General features: G+C 74.0%; 18 protein-coding genes and 1 pseudogene. 7 read left to right on the forward strand and 12 right to left on the reverse strand.

Annotated elements, in window-relative coordinates; genetic code table 11:
- Positions 1–4: 4 nt before the first annotated feature.
- Positions 5–1,807 (reverse strand): ATP-binding protein, encoded by a 1,803-nt coding sequence (locus ACRAKH_RS04635; RefSeq protein WP_447009648.1) that lies wholly within the window; start codon positions 1,805–1,807, stop codon positions 5–7.
- Positions 1,804–2,481, reverse strand: coding sequence for a response regulator transcription factor (locus ACRAKH_RS04640; RefSeq protein ID WP_447009649.1), 678 nt, complete (start codon positions 2,479–2,481; stop codon positions 1,804–1,806). The genes ACRAKH_RS04635 and ACRAKH_RS04640 overlap by 4 nt, the downstream gene beginning before the upstream one ends.
- 823 nt (positions 2,482–3,304) lie before the next feature.
- Here ACRAKH_RS04640 and ACRAKH_RS04645 point away from each other — a divergent pair.
- Entirely contained in the window at positions 3,305–3,742 is a 438-nt protein-coding gene (locus tag ACRAKH_RS04645; protein WP_380728160.1) for a hypothetical protein, read from the forward strand.
- Here the strand turns inward: ACRAKH_RS04645 and ACRAKH_RS04650 are convergent.
- A complete protein-coding gene (locus ACRAKH_RS04650) occupies positions 3,712–4,611 on the reverse strand; it encodes a neutral zinc metallopeptidase (RefSeq protein ID WP_380728158.1) in 900 nt (299 codons plus the stop codon). The genes ACRAKH_RS04645 and ACRAKH_RS04650 overlap by 31 nt on opposite strands.
- 15 nt (positions 4,612–4,626) lie before the next feature.
- Complete coding sequence (locus ACRAKH_RS04655) at positions 4,627–5,685, reverse strand: neutral zinc metallopeptidase (RefSeq protein WP_447009650.1); 1,059 nt, start codon at positions 5,683–5,685, stop codon at positions 4,627–4,629.
- Positions 5,686–6,102: 417 nt separating this feature from the next.
- Between ACRAKH_RS04655 and ACRAKH_RS04660 the strand changes: the two genes are divergently transcribed.
- From ACRAKH_RS04660 to ACRAKH_RS04680, 5 genes are all read left to right on the forward strand, one after another.
- Positions 6,103–7,746 carry a DUF2207 domain-containing protein gene (locus tag ACRAKH_RS04660; protein ID WP_447009651.1) on the forward strand — a complete coding sequence of 548 codons (1,644 nt, stop codon included), beginning with the start codon at positions 6,103–6,105 and terminating at the stop codon, positions 7,744–7,746.
- A 341-nt stretch (positions 7,747–8,087) separates the two neighbouring features.
- Positions 8,088–9,374, forward strand: a complete 1,287-nt coding sequence (locus tag ACRAKH_RS04665) for a M16 family metallopeptidase (protein WP_380729556.1) — start codon at positions 8,088–8,090, stop codon at positions 9,372–9,374.
- A complete protein-coding gene (locus ACRAKH_RS04670; RefSeq protein WP_380729554.1) occupies positions 9,371–10,759 on the forward strand; it encodes a M16 family metallopeptidase in 1,389 nt (462 codons plus the stop codon). Before ACRAKH_RS04665 ends, ACRAKH_RS04670 begins: the two co-directional genes overlap by 4 nt.
- Complete coding sequence (gene nudC / locus ACRAKH_RS04675) at positions 10,756–11,706, forward strand: NAD(+) diphosphatase (RefSeq protein ID WP_380729552.1); 951 nt, start codon at positions 10,756–10,758, stop codon at positions 11,704–11,706. The genes ACRAKH_RS04670 and nudC overlap by 4 nt, the downstream gene beginning before the upstream one ends.
- Before the next feature lie 127 nt (positions 11,707–11,833).
- On the forward strand, positions 11,834–13,048 hold the full coding sequence (locus ACRAKH_RS04680; protein WP_380729550.1) for an ROK family transcriptional regulator: 1,215 nt from the start codon (positions 11,834–11,836) through the stop codon (positions 13,046–13,048).
- A 278-nt stretch (positions 13,049–13,326) separates the two neighbouring features.
- On the opposite strand, the pseudogene ACRAKH_RS04685 reads toward ACRAKH_RS04680, so the two are convergent.
- The 4 genes and pseudogenes from ACRAKH_RS04685 to ACRAKH_RS04700 all read right to left on the reverse strand — a co-directional run bounded on the left by ACRAKH_RS04685 (position 13,327) and on the right by ACRAKH_RS04700 (position 21,321).
- Positions 13,327–14,234, reverse strand: a pseudogene (locus ACRAKH_RS04685) (IS5 family transposase).
- A 108-nt stretch (positions 14,235–14,342) separates the two neighbouring features.
- Positions 14,343–18,671, reverse strand: a complete 4,329-nt coding sequence (locus ACRAKH_RS04690) for an SbcC/MukB-like Walker B domain-containing protein (protein WP_447009652.1) — start codon at positions 18,669–18,671, stop codon at positions 14,343–14,345.
- Positions 18,668–19,840, reverse strand: coding sequence for a TIGR02678 family protein (locus ACRAKH_RS04695; RefSeq protein ID WP_380729344.1), 1,173 nt, complete (start codon positions 19,838–19,840; stop codon positions 18,668–18,670). Before ACRAKH_RS04695 ends, ACRAKH_RS04690 begins: the two co-directional genes overlap by 4 nt.
- On the reverse strand, positions 19,840–21,321 hold the full coding sequence (locus tag ACRAKH_RS04700) for a DUF2397 domain-containing protein (protein WP_380729342.1): 1,482 nt from the start codon (positions 21,319–21,321) through the stop codon (positions 19,840–19,842). Before ACRAKH_RS04700 ends, ACRAKH_RS04695 begins: the two co-directional genes overlap by 1 nt.
- Positions 21,322–21,372: 51 nt before the next feature.
- Here ACRAKH_RS04700 and ACRAKH_RS04705 point away from each other — a divergent pair, with 51 nt between their 5' ends.
- Positions 21,373–22,341, forward strand: a complete 969-nt coding sequence (locus ACRAKH_RS04705; protein ID WP_447009653.1) for a cobalamin biosynthesis protein — start codon at positions 21,373–21,375, stop codon at positions 22,339–22,341.
- On the opposite strand, the gene ACRAKH_RS04710 is transcribed toward ACRAKH_RS04705, so the two are convergent.
- From ACRAKH_RS04710 to ACRAKH_RS04725, 4 genes are read right to left on the reverse strand one after another with little or no spacing between them, the layout of a single operon-like run.
- The gene (locus tag ACRAKH_RS04710; RefSeq protein ID WP_380729338.1) at positions 22,283–23,089 is read right to left on the reverse strand and encodes an SURF1 family cytochrome oxidase biogenesis protein; all 807 of its coding nucleotides are present in this window, start codon (positions 23,087–23,089) and stop codon (positions 22,283–22,285) included. The two genes, ACRAKH_RS04705 and ACRAKH_RS04710, sit on opposite strands and share 59 nt — an antisense overlap.
- A 16-nt stretch (positions 23,090–23,105) precedes the next feature.
- A complete protein-coding gene (locus ACRAKH_RS04715; protein ID WP_380729337.1) occupies positions 23,106–23,669 on the reverse strand; it encodes a DUF1349 domain-containing protein in 564 nt (187 codons plus the stop codon).
- 7 nt (positions 23,670–23,676) lie between these two features.
- Entirely contained in the window at positions 23,677–24,516 is an 840-nt protein-coding gene (locus tag ACRAKH_RS04720; RefSeq protein ID WP_447009654.1) for a fructosamine kinase family protein, read from the reverse strand.
- The gene (locus tag ACRAKH_RS04725) at positions 24,513–24,968 is read right to left on the reverse strand and encodes a low molecular weight protein-tyrosine-phosphatase (protein ID WP_380730459.1); all 456 of its coding nucleotides are present in this window, start codon (positions 24,966–24,968) and stop codon (positions 24,513–24,515) included. The genes ACRAKH_RS04720 and ACRAKH_RS04725 overlap by 4 nt, the downstream gene beginning before the upstream one ends.
- Between the last annotated feature and the right edge of the window lie 37 nt (positions 24,969–25,005).

Below are 25,005 nucleotides of genomic sequence, written 5' to 3' on the forward strand. Positions count from 1 at the left end.
GGCCTCACTCAGCCAACGGAATCCGAACCTCGAACACGGCCCCGCCCACCACCGGCGGGGCCTCCGCTCGCCCATCGCCAGCCCACCCGCCCCCCACCTGCCCACGGCCAACCTGCCCGGCAGCGGGCCGCTCGGCACCTGCCTGCCCAGCGCCGACCCGCCCGGCAGCCGTCTGGCCAGCAGCGAACCGCTTAGCGCCGACCAGCCCGGCACCGGTCTGCCCAGCGCCGACCCGCCCGGCAGCCGTCTGGCCAGCAGCGAACCGCTTAGCGCCGACCAGCCCGGCACCGGTCTGCCCAGCGCCGACCCGCCCGGCACCCGCCTGCTCGGTGTCCGCACACTCGGCGGCGACCTGCTCGACAGCGGCCCGCTCGGCACCCGCTTGGCCAGCGTCTGGCTGCCCTGCGCCCGCCGCAGGGTTCGCCTGACCGGCGTGCACCTGCCCGGCGCTCACCGCCGGGCCGTTCACCACGAGGCCGTGTGCCACCGGGCCGTCCGTTCGACCCGCGACGGTCGCCCCGGTTGACCCGATCGACCTGGTCGAGCCGATCGACCCGTTGGGCCTGGTCGAGCCGGTGAGGTGGTGGGGGTCGACACAGGTCAGCTCTCCGCCGTGGGCGCGCACGACGCCGCGGGCGATGGGCAGACCGAGACCCGAGCCGCCGGACCGACGATCCCTGGCCTCGTCGAGCCTGACCAACCGGTCGAAGATGCGTTCCCGGTCCTCGGGTGCGACGCCGGGGCCGTTGTCGGACACGGTCAGGTGGGCGATGGCGCCCGTCCTCGACACCCTCAGCCGCACCCGCCCTGACGGCCCGGTGGCTTGGCGGGCGTTGTCGGCGAGGTTGGCCAGCACCTGGGCCAGGCGTTGCGGATCGCCTGACACGAACGCCGACTCGCCCTCGGCCGCGATGTCGAAGTCGGGTGCGAGCAGCCGCGTCCGACCCACCTCGGCCTCGGCCAACGCCAGCAGGTCGACCCGCTCCCGGTGCAGTTCGAGGCCCGCTTCGATCCTGGCCAGCGCCAAGAGGTCGTCCACCAGCCGTCCGGCCCGCCGCGACTCCCGCACGAGCAGCAGGTTCAACCGCTCCCGCTCCTCCGCGCCGGCGGTCTGCATCAGCGCCTCGGCCACCGCCTGCACACCCGCGATGGGGGTGCGCAGCTCGTGCGCCGCGTCGGCCACGAACCGCTTCGTCCGCTCCTCCGATCCCTCCAACGAGTCCAGCATGTCGTCGAACGCCGCCGCCGTGCGGCCGAGTTCGTTGTCCGACCGCGACGGGTTGAGCCGGTGGCCCCGGTCACCGCGCGCGATGTTCCGGGCCAGCGTGGTCATGGCGTCCAACGGCGCCAACGCCCGTCGGACCACCCACACCATCGCGGCCGCCGTCACCGCCACCGCACCGAACCCGACCAGCAGCAGCAACCGCCGCAACCTGACCTGCGCCGCCGTGATGACCGACGACTCGGCGTACAGCGTGATCTTCGACCCGTCCGGCAGGTCCCGAGTGGTCCCGTTCGCCACCTCCTCGTCCAGTGCCGCTCCGAACACCGCCCCGTCCGGCATGACCAGCCGGACCTCCACACCTCGGCCTTGCAGCCGGTTCACCAGGTTCGCGCCGCGCACCCCCTGCATCACGAGTTGCTGGGCCACCCGTGCCTTCTCCAGCAACGCCGTCTCGACGTCCCGTTTGGACTGGGCCGCGAACAACCCGTCCACCACCAGCACGACCCCGATCAGCACCGCGCCCAGGACGCCGATCGCCGACAGCGCGACCCGCCGCCGCAGCGACACGGTCCGGAGGCTCACGTCTCGTCCGCTCTGAGCACGTAACCGAGCCCGCGCACGGTGTGCAGCAACCGCGGACCGTGCTCCTCCAACTTCCGGCGCAGCGCGCTGACGTGCACCTCCACCAGGTTCGGGTCGTAGTCCTCGTAGCCCCACACCGCGGTGAGGATCTGCGTCTTCCCCACGACCCGCCCCCGCTGCGCCGCCAGGTACCGCAACAGCCGCAGCTCGGTGGCGGTCAGATCGACCGAGACGTCGCCCCGCAACACGACCGCCGAGTCGGCGTCGACGACCAGGTCACCGATCTGGACGGTCGACGGCGTCCGCCCCAGCCGCCGCAGGACCGCGCTCACCCGCGCCACCAACTCGGCCAAGACGAACGGCTTCACCACGTAGTCGTCCGCGCCCCGGTCGAGCCCTCGCAGCCGATCCGACACCCCGTCCCGAGCGGTCAACATGACCACCCCGGCCCCGCTCGCGCGCCGGATGACCTCCAACAACGTGAAGCCGTCCCGACCGGGCAACATCACGTCGAGCACCACCAGATCCGGCCGGAACCGGACCAGGTCGCCCTCCAGTTCGCGGCCGTCCGGCCGGACCTGCACCTGGTAACCCGCGTCGCGCAACGCGGAACTCACCGCAGCCCCGATCGCCTCGGCGTCCTCGATCACCAGCACCCTGGCAGCAGTCGACACCTCCATATTCTGCTTCGCACCCGACGCCCAACCACCCCACCCGCCCACGGTGGGTGGCGTGGGCAGATTTGGGCCGGCCGAGGTGAGTGGTGCGTGCGTGCGTGCGGCTGGACGGCCGGTGGGCGTGCTTCAGCGGTTGCTGAGGGTCAGGGCCGCCGCCGCTCTCGGGTTGTTGGGTTGCGGTCGGGTGTTGCCGCTCCCTGCGGTGCGGCGGCCGATGGGGTGGGTAGGTGGTGGGCGGTCGAGGTATGGGCCGGCCTCCTCCGTCGGGGGGCGCGGATGGGGGAGGCCGGCGTCCACAGCAGAACGACGGTGGCCGCCGTTCTCCGGTGGTGTGAGGGTTCGTCGGACAACGCCGCGGTGGTGGTGATCGGCGGCAGACGCCTGGCGAATCCGAAGTGGACTGGAGGTCTGTGCGCGGTCCGCCGGAGGGCGGGGGTCGGCTGGAAGGTGGTGATCGGCTGATCCGAGTGGTCGATCCGGCGGCAGTCGTCGGCCCGGCGGCGGCCGGCGGCCCGGCGGCGGTCGTCAACCGAAGGGTGGCGGGAGGTCTTGGCGGGGCGCTGTGAGGCGGCCGCACGTCAAAGCTCTCCAACGCGGCGGGCAGGCCCAAGGACGGAGACCTCGCCGCAGCACGCCGTGCGGCAGGCGGCGGTGGACTCGGGGGCCGGTGGGGTCGAAGGCTTTCGCAGTGGAGGTCATGGGTCTATTTTCGAACAGGAGTTCGAGGGACGGCAAGATCACGATCGGGTGAAGTCCGGGGCTGGGGCGGCCGCCTCCGCCCCCACGACAACCGGCCACCCCGTCTGCGACCATCCACCCTGTGGCGGTTCCGCGAAGCCCGGCCGGATGGGCCCTGGTACTGCTGGTCGTGGGCCTGTCAGGGGTGGCGGCAGCGGTCGCGTTGTGGTGGCCGCGCACCGCTCCGGAGGTCCAGCACGCGTCGGCGACCGTCGTCGCACCGGCCTCCTGCGGCGACCCGGACGCCTACGACCGGGTCGAACTGACGATCGGTGGCCGAACGCACACCGCCAAGCTCGACGGCTGCGGTCACCTGCGCGATGAGGTGGTGGAGGTCGTGGTCCCGGCCGACACCAGCGGCGAGTTCACCGTCCAAGCCGCCGCCGCCACCCCCGAGGGCATGCCGCTCGACACCCGCCTGGCGCTCCTGCTGACGTGCCTGAGCGGCCTCGCGGGCGGCCTCTACGCCTACCTGCTGACCCGGCGCGCTCAGGCGACGGCGTCCGCCGGGGCCGCGTAGGTGTTGCACGACGACGTCACGCCCGTCGTGTACCCGTGCGACGCCCACTCCGCCTGGTTGTCCGGGCTGCCGTGCGCGTTCTTCTCCGGCGGCTCCTCCACGGCGTACTGGAAGTCGTCCGCCGCCTCCTGCGCGAGCCCCGTCCCGATCGATTCCGAGACCGCGACCAGGAACATCCCGGCGAAGCAGTTGGCCTGCAACTCGATCCGCCGCGACATCTCCAGCCCCGCCGGCGTCTCCTCGCCCGCGTCCACGATCTTGCTGTCCGCCGCGCGCAGCATCCCCGTCAACGCCTGGACGTGGTGCCCGTACTCGTGCGCCAACGTCGCCAGGTGCGACCCGGGGCGCTCACCGCCGCCGTTGTCGCGCAGCCGCTTGGTCGGCATGTAGATGGTCCTGTTGCGACCGCAGTAGTACGCGACCGCCTCGCTCTCCGCGGGCGCCGAGCCGCACGGGCCCTCGACCAGGTCCGGCGCGGTGTCGAGCGCGGGCGGGTCGAACGGCAGGTTCGCCTGCTCCAGCACCGGCCGCCACGCCGCGTCGAGGCACAGCACCCCGGCCCGGTAGTACGCCGACAGCTCGGCGTCCGACACCCCGAACCCCGGAAGCGGGCACGGCACCGCGGGCAGCCGCACGGGCGTCACGAGCAGCGGGTGGTCGGCCAGCCGGTGCACCGCGCGCGGCCTCGGCGCCTCGGTCTCCGCGGTTTCCCCGGTCACCGCGCCCGGTGCGGCGACGGCGCGTCCGCTGATCTGCCGGGACACTTCCAGTTGCGTGACGCCACCGAGGCCCAGCACGCACAAGACGATCAACGAGAACACGCCGATGAGCACGATCGGGTTGTTCCTGGGCTCTTCGGGCGTGTGCACGGTCCTCCAGTCGGGTCAGCTGACGTCCGCCGCGCTCGCCACCCAAGTGTTGCACGCGCTCGTCTCGTTGTTCTTGAACCCGTGGTTCACCCAGGCCGCGTTCCGCTCCGGCGCGCCGTGGTCGCGGTTGGGGTAGATCGGGTAGTCGCCGCGGTTCCCGGCGTCGGAGAGGGCGACGGAGATGACGTCACCGGGCACGGCGCCGTGGGAGAGGGGCGCGAGCGTCATCCCGCCGAAGCACGTCGCCTGCAGCTCCTTGCGCCGGTTGATGTCGAGGCCCTCCGGGGTGTCCCAGCCGCCCTTCTCGTACTGCGCCTGGCCGGACGCGCGCAGGATGCCGGACAGCCACTGGACGTGGTGGCCGTACTCGTGGGCGAGCTGGCCCAGGTACTTGCCGGGGTGGTTCGGGTTCGCCGCGCCCTGCTCGTTCGCGTAGTGGTTCGGCGTCCAGTAGATCGTGCCGTCGCAGTACATGGCGGTGCGGTCGGGGCCCATCGAGCCGCACGTGTTGGTGATCTGGGACGTCACCATGACCAGCTCCACCGGCTGGTAGGGCAGGTTCGCGCGCTGGAACGACGGCTCCCACATCGCCTCGATGCACGGCAGCGCCGCCCGCAGGAACCGGTCCTGGCCGGCGGGGGAGTAGTCCATGCCCGGCAACGGGCAGCCGTCGATGTTGAACGCGCCGAGGCCGGCCGCGTGGATCGGGTTGTCACCGAGCGTGAAGGACGCCTTGGGGCCGGCCTTCGTGGTGGACGTCGACGTGGACCGCGTGGTGGTGCGCTCGGACGTGGTCGTCGTCGTGGTGGTCGTGGTGGTGGTGCGGTCCGGCGAGTACGTGTTGGTCGAGTACCCGGCGTTGCCGGAGTCGGAGGCCCGCGTGGAGTCGCCGTTGGCCGCGACGATGCCGATCGTGGCGATGCCGATCACGAGGAAGCCGATGGCCAGCATCGCGACGAGCGGGCCCTTGCTCTTGGGCTGCCCCGGGTACGGCACGGGCGCCGGGCCCCAGCCCTGGGGCGGTCCGGGCGGACCCCAGTTCGCGGGTTGCGGCGCGGCCACGGGCGGCGGCATGACGGGGGCCTGCTGCGGCCACCCGGGCGAGGGCTGGGCCGGCTGCGAACCCGTCTGCGGCCACGACGGCTGCTGCCGGCCCGTCTGCGGCCACGAGGGCGGCTGCTGGGCCGGCTGCGGGCCGGTCTGCGGCCACACCGGCGGACGGCCGGGCTGGGAAGCCGGCTGCGCGCCCGGTTGCGGCGACTGGGCGGGCGGTTGCGCGGGCGGCTGCTGCTGCGCCGGCCACTGCTGTGGCGGCTGGGACGGACGGGGCTGCTGGGGGGTCAGCGGGGACGGCACCGGAGGCGGCCCGACCGGTCGTGGCGGCGGCCAGCCACCTGGCGGCGGTGGTTGCGTCATCGCTGGTCGTCCCCCATATCGCGGATGCCCGAATCAGCACAAGAGCTTAGGCGAACTCCGCTATTCTCCGCGGCCGTGTTGAAAAACTGGGGAGCGGCGGCGATCTGCTTGGCCGCGCTGTGCGCGGGCGCCGCCACAGCGTCGGCGCAGCCGAGCACGGCCGGTCTGCCCGGGACGGTCGGCGCCGACGTGCGGCTGAAGCTGGAGCGCGACGGCAGGCTGACCGTGACCGAGGTGGTGACGGTCCCCGACGGCACGGCGGCCACGCGGGTCGTCCCCCTGCGCGTCCCCGTCGGCGACGGCCGCGACCGCGTTTTCCAGGTCGCCGACGTGTCCGTGGACGGCAAGGGCACGGCCTCGGCCTCCTCCTCGGCCGACGAGCTGACGATCGCGCTCCAGCCGGGCACGTCCACCGTCAAGTACTCGGTGGTGGGCGCGGTCTCCCAGATCGGCGACACCCTGGAGCTGCGCTGGCAGCCCGCGAGCGGTTGGGACGCCCCGCTCGACTCGGTGAAGGTCTCCGTCATCACGCCGGACGTGCCGAAGTCGGTGAACTGCCTGGCGGGCGAGCCGGGCACGGCCAAGCCGTGCACCACGGCCGAGCTGGGCGACGGCCGCGGCGTGCGGGCGACCGAGATCGGCCTGGGCGCCGGCGAGCGGGTCGAGGTGGCGGTCGGGCTGCAGGAGGGCGCCGCGCCGGCGAACGCGCGGGTCGAGGAGGCGTCGGGGTTGGCGGCGGCGTTCGCGCTCACGCCCGCGACCGGCGCGGGCCTGGGCGGACTGGTCCTGGCGCTGCTCGGCGGCGGCTTGCTGCTGTGGTACCTCCGCGGCCGCGACGCGCGGGCGTTGGCGGGTGCGGTCGGACCGGTGAACGTGCTGGTCACCGATGGCGCCGGACGGGTGGCGTTCGCCTCGCCGGACGGGGTGCTGCCCGGCCAGGTGGGCACCGTGGTGGACGAGCACGTGGACGTGGTCGACGTGACCGCCACGATCGTGGACCTCGCGGTGCGCAACTACGTGTGGGTGGAAGAGGTCGACGGCCACGACTGGCGGTTCGTGCGGCGCAACGAGGCCGACCAGTCCCTCTCGGGGTACGAGCGCGCTGTGTACGACACGTTGTTGCCCGCGGGCGTGGACGCGGTGCTGTTGTCGGAGCTGAGGGGCAAGCGGATCGACCTGTCCCGCGTTCGGGACGAGCTGTACGCCGACGTGGTGGCGAAGAACTGGTTCGCGCGGCGGCCGGACGCGGAGCGCAACCTCTGGTGGTGGGCCGGCGTCGGCCTCGGTCTGCTCGGCGTGGCGCTGACGGTGGTGTTGGCGCTGACGGGCGCGGCGGCGTTGTTCGGTCTGGTGGTCGTGGTCGCCGGGGTGGCATTGGTGCTGGGAGCGCGCTCCATGCCCGCACGGACGAAGCGGGGCAGTGTCCTGTTGGAACACGTGCGCGGTTTGCGCGGCTACCTGAGCACGGTGACGCCCCAGGACATCCCGGACGCCGACCGGGAGATGGTGTTCTCGCGGTCGCTGCCGTACGCGGTGGTGCTGGGGGAGACCGAGCGGTGGCTGGCGGCGTTCGCGGGCACGCGGACGGGGCTGTACTGGTTCGGCGAGGCGGATCAGGGCGATGACCTGGGACGGTTCGCCCGGCGGTTCCCCGCGTTCCTCGGCGCGGTGGACGGCGTGCTCGCGCAGGCGGGACACCTCCGGTCTCTGCGCGGCTGAGAGCCGCCGAACATCACCCGAAAGTGATCTTGCCTTCCGTCGAACACGCGTTCGACAATGGAGCCATCCCCGGAACCGCCGCCCAGGGGTGGGGGCGGGGTTCCGAAGGATCTGACCGAAGCCAACCCGGCGTCCGCACGCGTCGGCTCCACCGGGTGGGTGGCCAGGTGAGACGGGCAGTGGTTCGGACCGGTCGCGGGGTGGTCGCGGCCCCGGTCCGGGCGGCGCCGCGCAGGTCGGCCGGTCCTCACCCGGTCGGTTCGCGCAGGGCGGAACGGGGTGTCGCAGCACGCGGGCGGCCTTGGAGCCCGGTGGTGGTGTGAACCCGTAGGCTGCGGTTCATGGCGCTACCCGAACTCCACAGGTGCACGCTTCCCAACGGTCTGCGGGTGGTGCTCGCACCCGACCGCAGCGCCCCGGTCGTCGGGGTGAGCGTGCACTACGACGTCGGCTTCCGCTCCGAGCCCGAGGGGCGGACGGGGTTCGCGCACCTCTTCGAGCACCTCATGTTCCAGGGCAGCGAGAGCCTGGAGAAGCTGGCCCACTTCCGGCACGTGCAGTCCTCGGGCGGCACGTTCAACGGGTCCACGCACCCCGACTACACCGACTACTACCAGGTGCTGCCGTCGGCGGCCCTGGAGCGGGCACTGTTCCTCGAAGCCGACCGCATGCGGGCGCCGAAGCTCACCGAGGAGAACCTGCGCAACCAGATCGACGTCGTGAAGGAGGAGATTCGACTCAACGTGCTGAACCGGCCGTACGGGGGGTTCCCGTGGATCCTCCTGCCGCCGGTGCTGTTCCAGACCTTCCCGAACGCGCACAACGGCTACGGCGACTTCACCGACCTGGAGAACGCCACCGTGGACGACTGCGCCGCGTTCTTCGACACCTACTACGCGCCGGGCAACGCCGTGCTGACGGTGGCGGGCGACTTCGACCCCGAAGAGGCGACGGCGCTCGTCGAGAAGCACTTCGGCGACGTGCCCGCCCGTCCGGTGCCGGTCCGGCCGTCGTTCGCCGAGGCCGCGCCGAAGGGCGAGGTCCGCGCCGAGCACACCGACAAGCACGCGCCGATGCCGGCCATCGCGCTGGGCTACCGCATCCCGGACCCGGTGGCCGAGGTCGAGGCCTACCTCACCTACCTGGTGCTGGCGGGTGTGCTGACCGACGGCGACGGGTCGCGGCTCCAGCAGCGGCTCGTGCACCGCGACGCGATCGTGGTCGACGTCGGCGCCGGGTGCGGTCTGTTCGGGCCGTTGGAGGCGCGCGACCCGGACACGTTCAGCATCACCGCGATCCACCCGCCGGAGGTGGCCTCCCAGCAGGTCATCGCCGCGGTGGACGAGGAGCTGCAGCGGCTGGCCGAGGAAGGGCCGACCGAGCAGGAGCTGGCGAAGGTCACCGCCCGCTGGGTGTCGACCATGCACCGCGAGCACGACCGGCTGACCAGCCGCACGCTGGGCCTCGGCTCCGCCGAGCTGCTGTTCGGCCGCGCGGAACTGCTGTACGAGCTGCCGGACAAGCTGGCCGGCATCACCACCGACGCGGTCGCCGCGGCGGCCAAGGCGCTGCGGCCCGACTCGCGCGCCGTCCTGATCCTCAACCCTGCCGACGGAGGTACCGAGTGAGCGCCCCGACCAAGCACCGCAGCGCCGAGGAGATCGGCCGTACGGCGCTCGGGCCTCGCCCCTTCCCGGAGCTGGGCGAGCAGCGGGCGACGGCCGACCTGGACAGCGTCGACACGACGTTGGCCAACGGCCTGCGGGTGATCGCCGTGCGGCGGTCGTCCGTGCCGCTGGTCGAGGTGCGGCTGCGCATCCCGTTCGGCGATCCGGCGTCCACCAGCGTCGGCTCGACCCACGCGGCGCGCGCCGAGGTGCTGGCGAACACGGTGCTCACCGGCACCGCGACGCGCAGCCGGGTGGACGTGGACACCGAGCTCGCGCTCGTCGGCGGCGAGCTGGACGCCGTGGTCGACCCGGAGCGGCTCGCCTTCTCCGGCAACGCCCTGGTGTCCGGGTTCGGCACCGTGCTGGACGTGCTGCGGGACGTGCTCACCGGCGCGACCTACCCGGCCGAGGAGGTCTCGCGGGAACGCGCTCGGCTCGTGGAGCGCATCCGGTTGGCGCGGTCGCAGCCGAACGTGATCGCGCGGGAGGCGTTGCAGCGCCACCTGTACGGCGACCACCCGTTCGCCAAGGAGATGCCCGAGGCGGACGAGGTCGCGGCGGTCACCCGGGACGACGTGCTCGCGCTGCACGCGTCGGCCGTGCTGCCGCGCGGGTCGGTGCTGGTCGTCGTGGGCGACGTCGAGCCGGACGCGGCGGTGCGCGCTGTCGAGGGCGCGCTGGGGGAGTGGACCGGTGACGGCGCGGCCGTGACGCTGTCGCCGCTGCCGGTGGTGAGCGGCGGCGACGTGCTGCTGGTGCACCGGCCCGGCGCGGTGCAGTCGCAGATCCGGCTCGCCGGGCGCGGCCTGGTGCGGACCGACGAGCGGTACCCGGCGTTGCAGCTGGCGAACCTCGTGTTCGGCGGGTTCTTCTCGTCGCGGTTGGTGGAGAACATCCGCGAGGACAAGGGCTACACGTACAGCGCGCGGTCGCACCCGGAGTTCACGCCGGGCGGGGCGACGTTGCTGGTGGACGCCGACACGGCGAGCGAGGTCACCGCGGCGGCGCTGCTGGAGACCCGGTACGAGCTGGCCAGGCTCGCCCTGGTGCCGCCATCGGAGTCCGAAGTGGACACCGCCCGCCGGTACGCGGTCGGGTCGCTGCTGACGGCGACGTCGTCGCAGGGCGGGCTGGCGTCGTTCCTGGTGAACCTCGCCGGCCTCGGGCTGGGCATCGAGTGGTTCACCGGGCACCCGGACCGGCTGGCGGCCGTCACCGTCGAGCAGGTCGCCGAGGCGGCGCTGGAGTTCTTCGCGCCGAGCGCGTTCACCGGCGTGCTGGTGGGCGACGCGGAGCTGCTGGCACCGCAGCTGCGGGCGTTGGGCGGCGTGACCCTGCCGTGAGCTTCGAGCTGGTGGACCTGCCGGCCCTGTCGCGGTTCACGGTGGACCGGCGGGAGTCGTTGCGCGGCGACGCGGAGCGGATCGCGCAGCTCTGGCCGAAGGCGCGCGTCGTCACCGTGGACGCGCACGGCCGGACGTTGGTGGCCGACCAGGCATCCCGCCTGGTCGACCGCCCCGCCACCGACTTCGGCGACGGCCCGCCCGACACCGCCGTGCTGCTCGGCGAGCAGGACGGCGTGGCGTACTGGGCGGTCCCGCTGACCGAGGACGAGACGGACGTCGCGGTGCCCGGAGGGCGGGCGTGGTTCCGGCCGGAGCTGACGGACGAGCCCCAGTGGCTCGACCTGCGGGCGTGCGGCGCGATGCTCGACGACACCGGCGCGGGCCTGTTCACGTCGGCCGTGGCGCTGTTCCACTGGCACCGGTCGGCGAGGTTCTGCGCGGCGTGCGGCGGGACGACGGAGTCGATCAAGTCCGGCTGGGCGCGGGTCTGCGAGCAGTGCGGGCGGGAGGAGTACCCGCGCACCGACGCGGCGGTGATCTGCCTCGTCCACGACGGCGCGGACCAGGTGCTGCTGGCCCGCGGCGAGGGGTGGCCCGAGGGCCGCTACTCCGTCCTGGCCGGGTTCGTCGAGGCCGGCGAGTCGTTGGAAGCGTGCGTGGCGCGGGAGATCGAGGAGGAGGTGGGGGTCGAGGTCAGCGGCATCCGCTACCTGGGCAGCCAGCCCTGGCCGTTCCCGCGGTCGTTGATGGTCGGCTTCGAGGCGGTCGGCGACCCGACCGTCCCGCTGCGGTTGGCCGAGGGCGAGATCGCGCAGGCCAGGTGGGTCAGCCGGTCCGACGTGCGGCGAGCGCTCGCCGAGCCGGGCAGCGTGCCGGACCTGCTGCTCGCGCCGGGCGCGTCCATCGCGTACCGGATGATCCAGTCCTGGGCGGCCGTCGACTGACGTCGCGGCACCGTCGAACGACCGGGCCGGCTCGCGGACGCGCACGTCGAATGGGGTACTCAGGGGTGCGTGAACGGCTAACGTCCCTGTCCGACGGGCCGACGTGGCACGCCGTCCAACTCGCCCGATGGGGGTCGCCGTGCACCGCAAGCTGACCGTGCGGGACCTGCGTGCGGGCAACCGGGCGCGGGTCCTGCGCGCGCTGTACTTCGACCGGCCGCTGAGCCGTCAGGAACTCGCCGGCATCACTGGGTTGAGCCAGGCGTCCGTCAGCACCGTGGTCGCCGAGCTGATCAACGACGGGATCGTCGTCGAAGCCGGCCAGGTCGACTCGGACGGCGGCCGGCCGCGCGTGCTGCTGCGCGTCAACCCGGCGCACGCGGCCGTGGTCGGCGTGGACGTCGGCGAGACGCACGTGCTGGTCGAGGTGTTCGACCTGACGTTGCGCCGCCTCGCCGAGGCGACGCTCCCGATGGAGCCGGACGTCCACTCGGCCGACGACGTGGCGCGGCGCGTGCTCGACGGGCTCGACCGGTGCCTCGCCGACAGCGGCGCGGGCGACGTGCTCGGCGTCGGCATCGGCGTGCCCGGCCAGGTCGAGCAGGGCCTCGTGTACGCGCAGACCGTCGGCTGGCACGGCGTGCCGCTCGAACGGATGCTTCGAGCGGGCACCGACCTGCCGCTGTTCCTCGACAACGGCGCGAACACGTTGGGGCAGGCGGAAGTCTGGTTCGGCGCGGGCCGCGGCACGGGCGACGCGGTGGTCGCGCTGATCGGCTCGGGTGTCGGCGCGAGCGTCATCGCGGACGGCGTGCTGTACCGGGGTTCGTCGGGCGGCGCGGGCGAGTGGGGCCACACCACCGTGGCGCTGGACGGCAGGCCGTGCCGGTGCGGCGCGCTCGGGTGCCTGGAGGCGTACATCGGCGCGACGGGCGTCGTCAGCCGGTACCGGGCGGTGGAGGCGGCGGTTCCCGTCGAGCAGGAGGCGGCGTTGGCGGCGCTGGCCGCGGACGACTCTCCGGCGGCGCGGGACGTGCTCGCCGAGACGGCCCGCTACACCGGCGTCGGCATCGGCAACCTGATCAACCTGTTCAACCCGTCTTGGGTGATCGTCGGCGGGTGGGCCGGGCTGCTCCTCGGGCCGCGCATCCTGGACGACGTGCGCGCCGAAGCCGCCCGGCACGCGCTGCGCCGTCCGTTCGAGCAGGCGACGATCACGCTGTGCGAGCTGGGCCCCGAGTCGGTGGCCCTGGGCGCGGCCACGTTGCCGGTCGCCGAGTTCCTCGCCGCCGGCGGTGTCCGCCGCCGCACGGCCGGCCTGGTCCACCCGGGCAAGGCCTGACTCCACGCGCGGCCACCGGACCGGAGCCACGACCTCGGCCGGCCTGACCGGCGCCGCCTGCCTGTCGCCCGGCAGCACGTGCCGGTCGCCGCCGGCGCTGCGGTGGCCTGCCGTCCGCAGCCCGTGCCGGTCGTTGCCGGTGCTGCGCCTGCCTGTCGCCTCGCGGCACGTGCTGGTCGCTGCCGTCGCTGCGACGGCCCGCCGCCTCGCAGCACGTGCCCGTCGCCGCCGGCGCTGCGCCTGCCCGTCGCGCCGAGGTTCGCCGTCTAGCGCGTGTTTCAGATGTGGCGTAGCCAAATGTTGATGGCGGCGACGTGGACGGTGGCCTGGTAGCGGACGGCGAGTTTGTCGTAGCGGGTGGCCACCGCCCGGTGCTGTTTGAGCAGGTTGATGCCGCATTCGACGGCGTGGCGCTGTTTGTAGATCTCCCTGTCGATCGTCGGTGGCCGCCCGCCCGCGGAGCCTTTGGCCTTGCGGTGGGCAGCCTGGTCGCAGGGCTGGTCGATGGTCGCCTTGATCCCACGTTGCCGCAGGTAGGCGCGGTTGGCCTTGGAGCTGTAGGCCTTGTCGGCCAGAATCCGGTCCGGCCGGGTGCGTGGTCGCCCCCCGTCCGGACGCGGCACCCGGATCGCCTCGATCACCGGCACGAACCGGGGACTGTCACCGCGTTGCCCGGCGGTGACCAGCAGCGACAACGGCCGCCGCCGTTGTTCGCAGGCCAGGTGCAGCTTGCTGGTCCACCCGCCCCGCGACCGCCCCAACCCGTGATCGTCCGGCTCGGTCCCGCCGGTCGGGGTGTCGGGCGGTTCGACCTGCAGATCCCCCTTTTACGCGCACCCGCCGCATGCTGGTGCGCCCGCATGACCGTGGAATCCACACTCACGTCCCACACGATCGACCCGGTGGCGTCGGCGCGGGCCTGCAACGCGGTCAGGATCTGCCTCCAGATCCCGGCCCGCTGCCAGCGGCGGAACAATCCGTAGACGGTCTGCCAGGGTCCGTAGTCGGGCGGGACGTCGCGCCACGGGGCACCGACCCGCAACCGCCAGCGGATGCCGTCGATCAACTGCCGCTTGCTCCACTTCGGCGGACGGCCCGGCTTGCGCCCCACGGGTAACAGCGGCTGCAACAGCGCCCACTGCGCGTCGGTCAAGTCGGCCCGCCCCGCTGCCGCTACGCTGGCCACGAGGTCTCCGGTACAACGGTTTTGCTTGGTCGCTAAACCACTTACCGGAGACCTCGCCACGTTCCGGCCACCGACACGCCGCCGGTCACCTCACCTTTGAAACACGCGCTAGGGGTCGACGCGGTCGAGGGCGGCGCCGTCCCAGGTCGTCTGGGTGCACGCCACGCCGCGCCCGTTCTTCGGCCGCAGCACGTCGTAGATGTGCATCCGCGGGATCTTGTCAGACACGCCCCACCCGCTGGGCCAGGTGATCACCCAGTCCATGTCGAGGTCGACGAGCAGCCCGAGCATGCGCGCGATCGTCGGGTCGTCCAGCCGCTCGAACGCCTCGTCCAGCAGCACCAGCCGCAACGGCGAGAACTCGCCGCTCACCGCGTCGTAGAACGACGCCGCCGCCGCGAACAGCGTCACGTACGAGATCAGCCGCGTCTCACCGGACGACAGCTGCCGCAGCCGCCGCTCGCGCGGGCCGCCGTCGGGCCCGGTGTCGGCCACGGTGACGGTGAACTGGTGCCACGTCCGGTAGTCCAGCGCCCGCGACAGGATCTCCGCGTAGCTGCCGGTGTGCGAGTCGCGCTCGGCCTCGATGCGCTCGGTGAACACGCGCCGCAGCGTGGCGTCCTGCTCGGGGGTGCGTTCCGCGTACGGCAGCCGGACCAGCGCCAACGCGTCACGCGTCGCCTCGTCCAACGCCGCCGACGGCTTCCACGCCAGCTTCACGTGCACGCCCTGCGACGACCGCGCCCGCCCCAGCACCTCGTTCATCCGCTTGCACAGGTCCTCGGCGACGGCGATCTGCCCGCGCAGCCACTCGGCCAGGTCGCGGATGAGGTAGTCGGCGAAGATGTTCTGGTAGCGCTCGTCGAGGAAACCGCGCTGCTCGGCCAGCTTCGCCGTCACGTGCCGCGCGGCGACGGCGACCGGACGGGCGCCTTCCTCGCCGGTGACGGTCACGGTGAGCAGGCCGACGTGCTGCTCGGCGGCGATGTCGTGGCTGCCGGCCAGCGACGTCTGCAACGCCTGCAGCTTGCTGATCACCGTCGCCTCGCCCGCGCCGCGCCGGTCGACCCCCGTCAGGGCCGCGCGCACCGACGTGACGTCCTCCGGCACGTCCGGCAGCGCGGCCACCAGCACACCGGGCGCGGCGATCGTCGCCTTGAAGTGCTCGACCGCGCGGGTCAGGGTGTCGCGCGCCGCCGCGAGCTGCTCGGCCGACGTCTCCAGCTGCGCGCTGAGCTTCGCGGCCTGCTCGCGTGCCGACGCGACCTCTTCCCGCACTCCCTTCAGCTCACCGCGCATCTCCCGCCGTGAACGCTCCAAAGTGGACAGCTGGTCGGCGATCTCCCGCGCCTCGCCGCCGATCGCGCCGGCGGCCTCGGCCAACGTCGAGGCCTGCGACGCGTAGTCGACGCACCGCGCCTCGGCGTCGGACTCCGCCGCGACCCGATCCGCCACGGCCGCGTGGTAGCGGTGCGTCGCGTCGGTCAGGTCGGTCACGGTGCCCTGGCACTGGCGGCGGAGCACGTCGCCGAGCCGGTCGGCGGTGCGCTGCGCCTCGCCCGCCGCCTGCCGGGCCTGCTGGAGGCCTTCGGTGGTGGCGGGCAGGCCGGCGTCACCGGCCTGGCGGACGACCTCTGCGGCAGCGGCCTCACTGCGGGCCTGCGCGGCGGCCAGCTCCTCGCGCAACTCCTCGGCCCGCCGGGCGGCCCGGTCGGCCGATTCCTGCGCCGCCTGGAGCCGACCGTGCCGGGCGACCAGCTCGCGATCCGCGGGGAACCGGTCGAGGTGGGCCTCCCACCGCTCGACCAGGTCGCGCGCGGCGGCCAGCTCGGCCTCCGCCGCGCCCAGGTCGGCGCGCAGGGCCGCGAGTTCGTCCTCCAGTTCGGCGATCCGGCGCTGCCGGGCCGCCTCGCGCGCGCCCGCGCCGATGAACTCCGCCGCGTCCTTCCGCCACGCGCCGGTCAACACGCCCGCCTGCCACCGACCGTCCACCGACACCGCGAACGACACCTCGCCACCCTGCGACGAGGACGACGGCGGCGACGAGGACGACGACGGGGACGGGGACGACGGCAGGGCGCGCAGGGACACCGACGCGAGCAGTTCCGCCACCACGTCGGCGGGGACGGGCGAGGTCGGCTCGACGGCTGGTACCAGGACGGACGCCAGGGACGGGCCGTCGACGGCGGCACCGGGCACGGCCAGCACACCGCGTTCCACGGCCTGGTCGGCGGGTGGCACGGCGGCGTCGGCGCCGGCCTGGGCCGCGCCTGGGTCTGCGGAGTGGGCGGCGTCCCGGGGGTCGGCGTCCCGGGGGTCGGCGGGCTGGGGGTCGGCGGGCTGGGGGTCGGTGGGGTGAAGGGCTGCGGGGTCGGGGGTGGAGGGGTGGGGGGTGGTCTCGGCGGCCGATTCTCTCAACCGAGGGGCGGTAACAGTGTTTCCGTACATTTTCCGGGCAAGATCACCCGATCGTGTTTCCCGGCCCTCCGGCGTCACCCAGGCGTCGAGGAGGCCGGACGCCTCCAGCGCCGCCTCCAGGCCTGCCCGCGCCGCGCCGTCCACGGCAGGGTGGAAGTCGACCAACCGGTAGAACGGCGCACCGGCCCCCGCCTCCCGCGCCGCCCCGCCGAACCGGCTCCGCTCGGGTTCCCGCGCCGTCCCCGACCGCAGCCCGGCCAGCTCGGCGTCCAGCGCGTCGATCGACGCCGCCAGCTCCGCCCGTCGCCGCACGACGGCGTGCGCGCCGTCCCGCGCGGCCGTCACGAGTGGTCCGGCCCATTCACGGGCCGCGCCGGCCAGCGCCCTCGCCGTGGACGGGTCCACCGACGCGGGCAGCGCCAGGCCGCCTTCCGGCCGGGCGGGGCCGGCGTCCTGCCACGCGGTCACGTCGGCCAGCCACGCCCGCCCGACCTCGGCAAGCTCCTGCGCCTCCTGGTTGCGCAACGCCGCCGCCTCGGTCGCCGCGTGCTGCGCGTCGCGCGCGGTCTGCCGGAGCGCGTCCACCTGCCGCTGCACGGTGTCCAGCTCGGCCGCCCGCGCGGCCAGGGCCATCGCCAACGCCCCGCGCTGCCGCGCCGCCGACGCGATCTCCGTCGCCCGCGCCACCGCCGGCTCCAACGCCAGCTCGTCCACCGCCGGAGGCACGCGGCGTTCGATGGGGAGCGGTTCGGCTTCCGGGTCGGGCTTGGCCCGCACGGACTCCGTCCGCACCGCTGCGTCCAAAGTGGACACGCGCGGGACGTCCGGGACCGACAACGCCGACAGGCCTGCCGCGCGCAGGTGCTGACGCAGCGGCTCGACCAGCTCCTCCGCCGACCCGAGGTCGTCGGCCAGCCGGCGCAGCAGCCGCAGCACGCCGTCGACCGCGCCGTCCTCCTGCAACCGCTGCTTGTTCGCCATGTCGAGCGCCGCCACCGCCGACGAGCGCTTCTCCGCCACCAGCTTCTCGCGCGTCTGCAAGTCCTGCAGGTCGCGGAACGCGGGCAGCTCCTTCAACGCGCCGATGGTCTCCTCGGCCTGCTGCTCACCGGCCTCCAACGACGCCAGCGACTGCTCCGCCGCCGCACGGGCCGCCAACGTCGACTCCAACGACGCCGACAACCGGGCCGACGCCCGCTCCAGCTTGCGGACCCCGTCCTCCGCCGCGCCCAACCGCTCGGCCGCCGCGCGCAGCCCGCCGAACGCGTAGTCCGAGTACGTCTTGAGGAACGTCCCCAGCGCCGCGTCCGCCGCCGACAGCCGGGTGATGTTCTCCCGGATCGACTCCAGGTCGTCGAACGACGTCGCCAGCTGCTCGACCATCGCCTGGTCGAGCGGCGGCAGCGCGTCGGACAGGATCTGCTCCAGCTGCCCTTCGAGCACCTTCAGGCCGACGTCGGGGTTGCGCAGCGTCCGCTGGAGGTGCAGCAGGTCGCCGTACCGGGGCGCGGGCACGCCGTACACGGTCTCCGCCACGCGGGCCCGGAACGCGGCCTCCTCCAGGACGCAGTCGGCGCCGATCAGGTCACGCAGCTGCGCCGGGCCCAGCGGCGTGCGGTCCGCGCCCACCAACGCCAGGCCGTCGCCCACCCGGGCGGACGTGATGAACCGCCACGAGTCGGTGATCGCCTGCGACGTCTTGGACGCCTTCACGCCCAACCCGCAGGTCAGGTACTCGCCGTCACGCGCCAGCTCCACCCACGCGTACCCGATGCGGTTGGGCCCGCCGTCGTAGTCGTCGAGCATGAGCCGGCGCAGCGACACCGTGTCGAAGCCCTTGGAGCCGACCTGCCGCAGGTCGCCGTCGAGGCACAGCGGCAGCAGCAGCTCCAGCGTGCGCGACTTGCCGGACCCGTTGGTGCCCTGGAAGATCGCGCGCCCACCGGAGAAGTCGAACGTCTGCTCGGTGTACTGCCAGATGTTGACGATGCCGCCCCTGTGCAGCCGCCACCTGTTCACGCGCTCTCCTCATCGAACAACGACCAGCTCGGCACCTCGGGCACGACCGCCACCGGTTCGACCTCGCGCTCCGGGTCGCCGTCGGGTTCCGGCACCCAGCGGTGGGCGGCGGCGTTGAGCAGCCAGCCGTCCTCGGACGGCACCGCCAACCCCATGCGCCGCAGCAGTTCCAGCACTTCGTCGGCCAGCCGGTCCAGGTCTTCGGTGAACTGCTTGGACCACGCGTTCGGGTAGTCCTCCACCAACCGCCCGCACACCGACCGCACCTCCTCCCGGGCGACGGCGTGCCGCCCGTCGGAGGGACGCGGCTCCGACGACAGCAGGTCCGGCAGCGCCAGCAACGCGATCCGCGCCACGGTGGACGTGCCGGGGAAGTACAGGTCGGTCAGGTAGTCCTCGGGGTCGGCCGCCAGCACGCCCTCGACGCGGCACTCGGTGTGCAGGCCGAAGCACGTCTCCAGCAGCGCGGTCTCCTTGCGCTGGTTGCGCCGCAACCAGTCCGCCTGCTCGGGCGGCAGGTCCGCGTACAGCACCACGGGGTTCTCCACCAGCTTGCGCCGCACGGCGTGCTCGACGCCGCGGGGGCCGGGCCGGGCGGCCAGCTCCACCAACCGCTCCGGCGTCGACGCCTCGGCCACCGGCCCGGTGAGCAGCTGCCCGAGCAGGTCCGTGTCCACGGTGATCAGCGCCTCGGCGTGCACGTCGACCGTGCCCTCGGTCTCGTGCAGCACGCCCAGCGACACCAGGTGGCGCAGCGCCGCCGTCAACGCCCGCCGGTCGGCCACGTCGTCCACGACCGCGATCCCGGCCTCCACCGCGGCCGCGCGGATGTCGGACACCAGCCGGGACAGCAAGGCCTGCCTCCCGGTCCCCGTCAGCACCGCCATGGTCAGCGCCACGTACGCGTACCCGCGCGGCGACATGCCGAGCACGCCGCGCGAGTCGTCGTGGCCGGGCCCGGACTTGTAGAGCCGCGCGAACCGCCGTTCCACCACCAGCCGGTAGCCGAGCGCGCGGGCGAACAGGTCCTGCAACGCGGCCCGGTGCCGGTAGACCAGGGTGAGCAGCTCGCCGTCCGGCCCGTCGGCGCGCAGCAGCGGCCGCCGCAGCAGCGTGCGGGCGCAGCGCACCACGTTCGCCGCGTCGATCTCGGAGAGGTCGTCGAACATCAGTCGAGCACCAACGTCGAGTCGTGCAGGGTCAACGTGCCCGCGGCGGACCGGATGCGCGTCGCCTGGCCGGCGGCGTGCGCGACGGTCACCCGCAGCCCGCGCACCGGGTCCGTCGCCGAGCCGGGGTCGGCCGCCGTGTCGCGCTGCGCCATCGCCAACGTCAGCAGTTCGCACAGCACCCCGAGCGCCTCGCCGGACAACGTGGTCTCGGCCAGCCGGGGCGCGGCCGCCGCCAGTTCCGCGACCGACGCCGCCCGGCGCTCGTCGGCCTCGCGCGCCTCGGCCAGGAGCGACTGCTCGGTCATCGGGTCGTCGAGGATGCGGGACGTCCGCCCGCGCGCGCCGCGGTCGCCCCGGCTGCGCACGCTCACCGTCACGTCCACCACCGGGCCGTCCCGCCACGGCGTGCGCTCGTTGTCCCGGTCGTGCTCCGGCGCGGGCGACACGTGCCGGGCCGCGTACAGCCCGAACGCCGCCGCGTACAGCTCGTGCGCCCGTGCCCGCGACCCCGAGTCGAACCAGCCTGCCAGCTTCAGCAGCTCGGCCCGGCGGCTCGGCAGCAGCCCGCCGCCCGACGTGGCCCGCTTCACGCTCGCCAGCAGCGACCCGATGGCCCGCGCGGTCGCCTCGCGCAGCGCCGTCACCTGGCTCGGCCGGCCGGGCCGGTCCACGAACCAGTCGGTCAGCTCCTGCCAGTCCTCCGCCGACCGGCCGCGGGCCCGTTCGACCTGGTCGCCCAGGTCGGCCCGGCCCAGCAGGCGCAGCAGCTCGGACCGCGCCGCGTTGACGCGCGCCAGGGCGTCGGCGATGGCCGGGGTGTGCCGCAGCACGTCCTCCACGACCATCTGGATGTACTCGACCAGCAGGTTCCGGAACCCGGAGATCTCGTCGGGCGCCAGGTGGTGCCGGGTCACGACCTGACCCAGGTACGCGTAGAAGTCGCGCACGGTCGCGGCCAGCTCGGCGTGCTGGAGGAACAGCGTGGTGACCTGCTCGGCCAGCACCTCGCGGGTGCGCGGCGCGCCGCTGATCAACGCCTCCGACAGCGACCGCCCCAGCCGGTCGAGGCCCCGTTCGACGGCGGGCAGCAGCTCGCGCGACACCTCCCGCGCGCCCTCCGGCACCCGCAGCAGCTCGTCCACGTCCCGCTGCACGCGGACCGCGAGCTTGCTCACCTGGTAGCGCACGCTGCCGTGCTGGAACTCGGCGATGCTGGACGCGACGACCTCGCGCCTGCCCTGCACCAGGTTGCCCCACTCGACGAGCTGCCGCAGCCGGTTGAGCACGTTCTCGATGCGCGACTCGCCCGGCTCGACCCGGCCCTCGCGCTCGGCGCCCGCCAGCGCGCCCGCGACCTCGCCCGCGGACAGGTCGGCGAGCAGCGTGGACGTGAACAGCCGCATGATCGCCAGGTAGGTGCGCTGGTGGTCGCGCGCGTCCAGGTACGCGTAGAGCTTGAGGCGGCCGGCTGGTTCCACGGTGGGCCACCCTAATGCGGCGGTCCGACACCTGCGGGCTACCGTGCCGGTGTGAGTCTGGGGCGCGCGGTGGGGTTGGTGCTGGGCGTGGCCGCTGACGCGGTGCTCGGCGACCCCAAGAGGTATCACCCGGTAGCGGGATTCGGTCGGGCCGCCGCGGCGCTGGAGCGCCGGCTGTACCGCGACCACCGCCCCGCCGGCGCGGCGCACACCGCGGTCCTGGTCGGCGGCACGGTCCTCGCGGGTGTCGCGGTGGAACGGCTCGGCCGGCGCAGCCCGGTGGTGCAGGCCCTGACGACGGCCGCGGCGACGTGGGTGGTGCTCGGCGGGTCGTCCCTGGCCGACGAGGGCACCGCGATGGGCCGCGAGCTGGACGGCGGCGACCTCGACGCGGCGCGCAATCGTTTGCCCAACCTGTGCGGGCGCGAGCCGAGGACGCTCGACACGCTCGGCCTGGCGAAGGCGACCGTGGAGTCCGTGGCGGAGAACACGTCCGACGCCGTCGTCGCCCCGCTGTTCTGGGGCGCGGTCGCGGGCGTGCCCGGGCTGCTCGGCTACCGCGCGGTGAACACGCTGGACGCCATGATCGGCCACCGCAACGAGCGCTACCGCCGGTTCGGCTGGGCCGCGGCCCGGCTGGACGACGTGGCGAACCTGCTGCCGTCACGGCTGGCGGCGCTGCTCACGACGGCCGGCGCGCCCGTCGTCGGCGGGTCGGCGGGCGAGGCGTGGAAGACGTGGCGGCGGGACGCGGCGGCGCACCCCAGCCCCAACGCGGGCCAGGTCGAGGCGGCGTTCGCGGGCGCGCTGGAGGTGCGGCTGGGCGGTCGCACGGTGTACGCGCACGGCGCGGAGGACCGGCCGGTGCTCGGGCACGGCCGCAACCCGGACGCGGGGCACGTGACGCGCGCCGTGGAGCTGTCGCGGGTGGTCGGCGCGTCGGCGGCGGCCGTGACCGCGGTCATCGCGCTGGTGCGGCCTCGTCTTCGGCGAGCTGTTCGGCGACGGACTTCCGCCTGACCTTGGTCCTGCCCTCGTCCTGCGCGCGCAGCGCGCCGCCGGGGCGGATCTCGCGGACGGTGAAGTACAGCCAGCCGCCGAGCGCCATCGCGCCGAACGCGATCCACTGCAGCGCGTAGGAGAAGAACGGTCCCGCGTCGAGCTTGGGCAGCGGCAGGGCCTCCTCGACGCCGGGCTGGCCCTCGGTGAGCTGGAAGTACCCCGGCCGGATGTCGAGGCCCGCGGCCTGCCCGACCACGGCCGAGTTCACCGAGTAGACCTGGCGGTGCCGGTCCTCCTGGAACGCGTCACGCGTGTCCGACTCGTCGCGCCGGACCAGCGCGGTGACGCTCACCTCGTCCGTCGGCACGGGCTTCAGGTCGGGCACCTTGATGCCGTTGACCGGCCGCACGTAACCCCGGTCGACCAGCACCACCGGGCCGTCGACCAGCCGGAACGGGGTCAGCACCTCGAACGCGGCCTCGCCCTGCACGGTCCGCAGCCGGGCCACCGCCTGCGCGTCGGGCAGGTAGCGGCCGGTGAGCGTGACGCGTCGCCACTCGACCTCGGCGTTGGGCCGGTCGAGCAGCGTGGCGACGGGCACGGGGTCGGTGCGGACGGACGAGGTGACCGCGTGGTTCTGCGCCTCGCGCTCCGCGTCGCGGCTGAACTGCCACGGCGCGAGCAGCGTGAAGCACGCGCCCGCGAACACCCAGACCGCCAGCGTCAACGCCAGCCAGCCGGGCTGCAACAGGAACTTCAACCGCACGTGACCACGGTAAGCCCTAGGCCGTTGTGACCTGCACCCGGTCGAAGCGGACGGTGAAGCCGGGGCCGGTCGGGGCGGCGGCCATCACCCCGGCCAGCACCTCCACCTCGGGCGGGAAGTACGCGAGCCGCAGCAGGGTGGTCGGCTCGGCGTCGCCCGCGCCGTACCGGACGGTCACCGCGTCGCCCTCGCGCGCCGCCGCGATCGTGACCCGCCCCACGGGACCGCCGGGCGCCACGGACCAGTCCGACAGCTCCCGCGTCACGACGGTGCTGACCTGGAACTCGTCGTCCACGAGCTCGACGCCCGCCTTGATCCAGTTGCGCTCGTCGATCCACAGCGCGATGCCGGCCTGGTCGTACTGGGCGGCGTAGTCGCCGGTGAACGAGGCGGAGACGGTGAAGTCGCCGGTCAGCGGCACGCCGAGGACGTGGCCGGAGCCGCGCACGTACCCGTAGTGGGTGGTGCGCCAGAAGTCGGTGTCCGGGTCGCTGGTGATGGTGAGCCCGTCCCGGTGGTCCCAGGAGCGGGGCTCGTTCAGCCACCGCCAGTCGTCGCGGTCGAACGCCTTGATCCCCATCCGGCCATCATGTCAACGATCGCGCGGCGGACAACGCCTGTTCCGCGTAACCGCGGCCGTACAGCACGGCGTGGACGAGCAGCGGGAACAGCTGGTGCAGCGGCACCCGGTCGCGCCACCCGTCGGCCAGCGGCGCGGCCTCGTCGTAGGCGGCGAGCACGCGGTCGAGGTGGGCGCAGCCGAACAGGGCGAGCATGGCCAGGTCGGACTCCCGGTGCCCGCCGTGCGCGGCCGGGTCGATCAGCCACGCCCGGCCGTCCGCGGCCCAGTGCACGTTGCCGTGCCACAGGTCGCCGTGCAGCCGGGCGGGCGGCTCCTCGGGCGCCTCCACCCGCACCCGTTCGACGGTCTGGGCCTCCGCGGCGGTCAACGCCCCCGCGTCCACGGCGAGGCGGGCGTAGTGGGCGATCCGGTGCTCGCGGAACCAGTCCGCCCACGTCCCGGACGGCACGTTGCGCATCGGCGCGAGCCCGATCGCCGCGTGCTCCGGCCCGCCGGGCGGGGGAGCGCCGAACGCGGGCCCGCCGGTCGCGTGCAGGGCGGCGAGGCGACGTCCGAACTCCTCGGCGGCCCGCGCGGACGGCTCGCCGCGCGGCACCCGGTCCAGGACGAGCCAGTGGCCGCCGTGCCCGCGCACGGCCGGCGTCGGCGGGGCTCCCGGCTCGGCCAGCCACGCCAGCGACGCGGCCTCGGCGAGCACGGCGGCCACGTCGTCGTGCCGCTTGGCCACGACCACGTCGCCGTCGGCCAGGTCGACCTCCCACACCGACCCGCCGAGCCGCCGCACGCCGACCGCCGCCACGCCGGTCGCGCCGGCCGCCTCGCTCGCCGCCCCCGCCGCGGTCACAGGCGGTCGCGCACCCACGCCAGCAGGCCGGGGACAGCGGCTTCTACCATCTCCACCACGGCGTCGAACCCGGCCTTGTCGCCGTAGTACGGGTCGGGCACGTCGACGCCGTCCGCGTCCGGGTCGAACGACCGCAGCAGCCGCACCCGGTCCGGGTCGGCGACCCTCCGCCGCAGCTCGCGCGCGTGCCCCGAGTCCAGCGCCACGAGCAGGTCCGCGTCGAGGTGGCTCTCGCCGACCTGCGCCGCGGTGTGCTCGGTCGGGTAACCGTTGTCCGCCAACGACTGCGCGGCCCGCGGGTCGGCCGGGTCGCCCACGTGCCACCCGCCGGTGCCCGCGCTGGTCACCTCCACCCGGTCACCCAGGCCGGCCCGGCGCAGGTGCTCGCGGAATATGATCGCGGCCACGGGGGAGCGGCAGATGTTGCCGGTGCAGATGAACGAGACGGTCAGCGCCACGGCGGGTGAGTCTGCCAGGTCGGGCGCGGTG

It is taken from the genome of Saccharothrix hoggarensis (assembly GCF_052936025.1).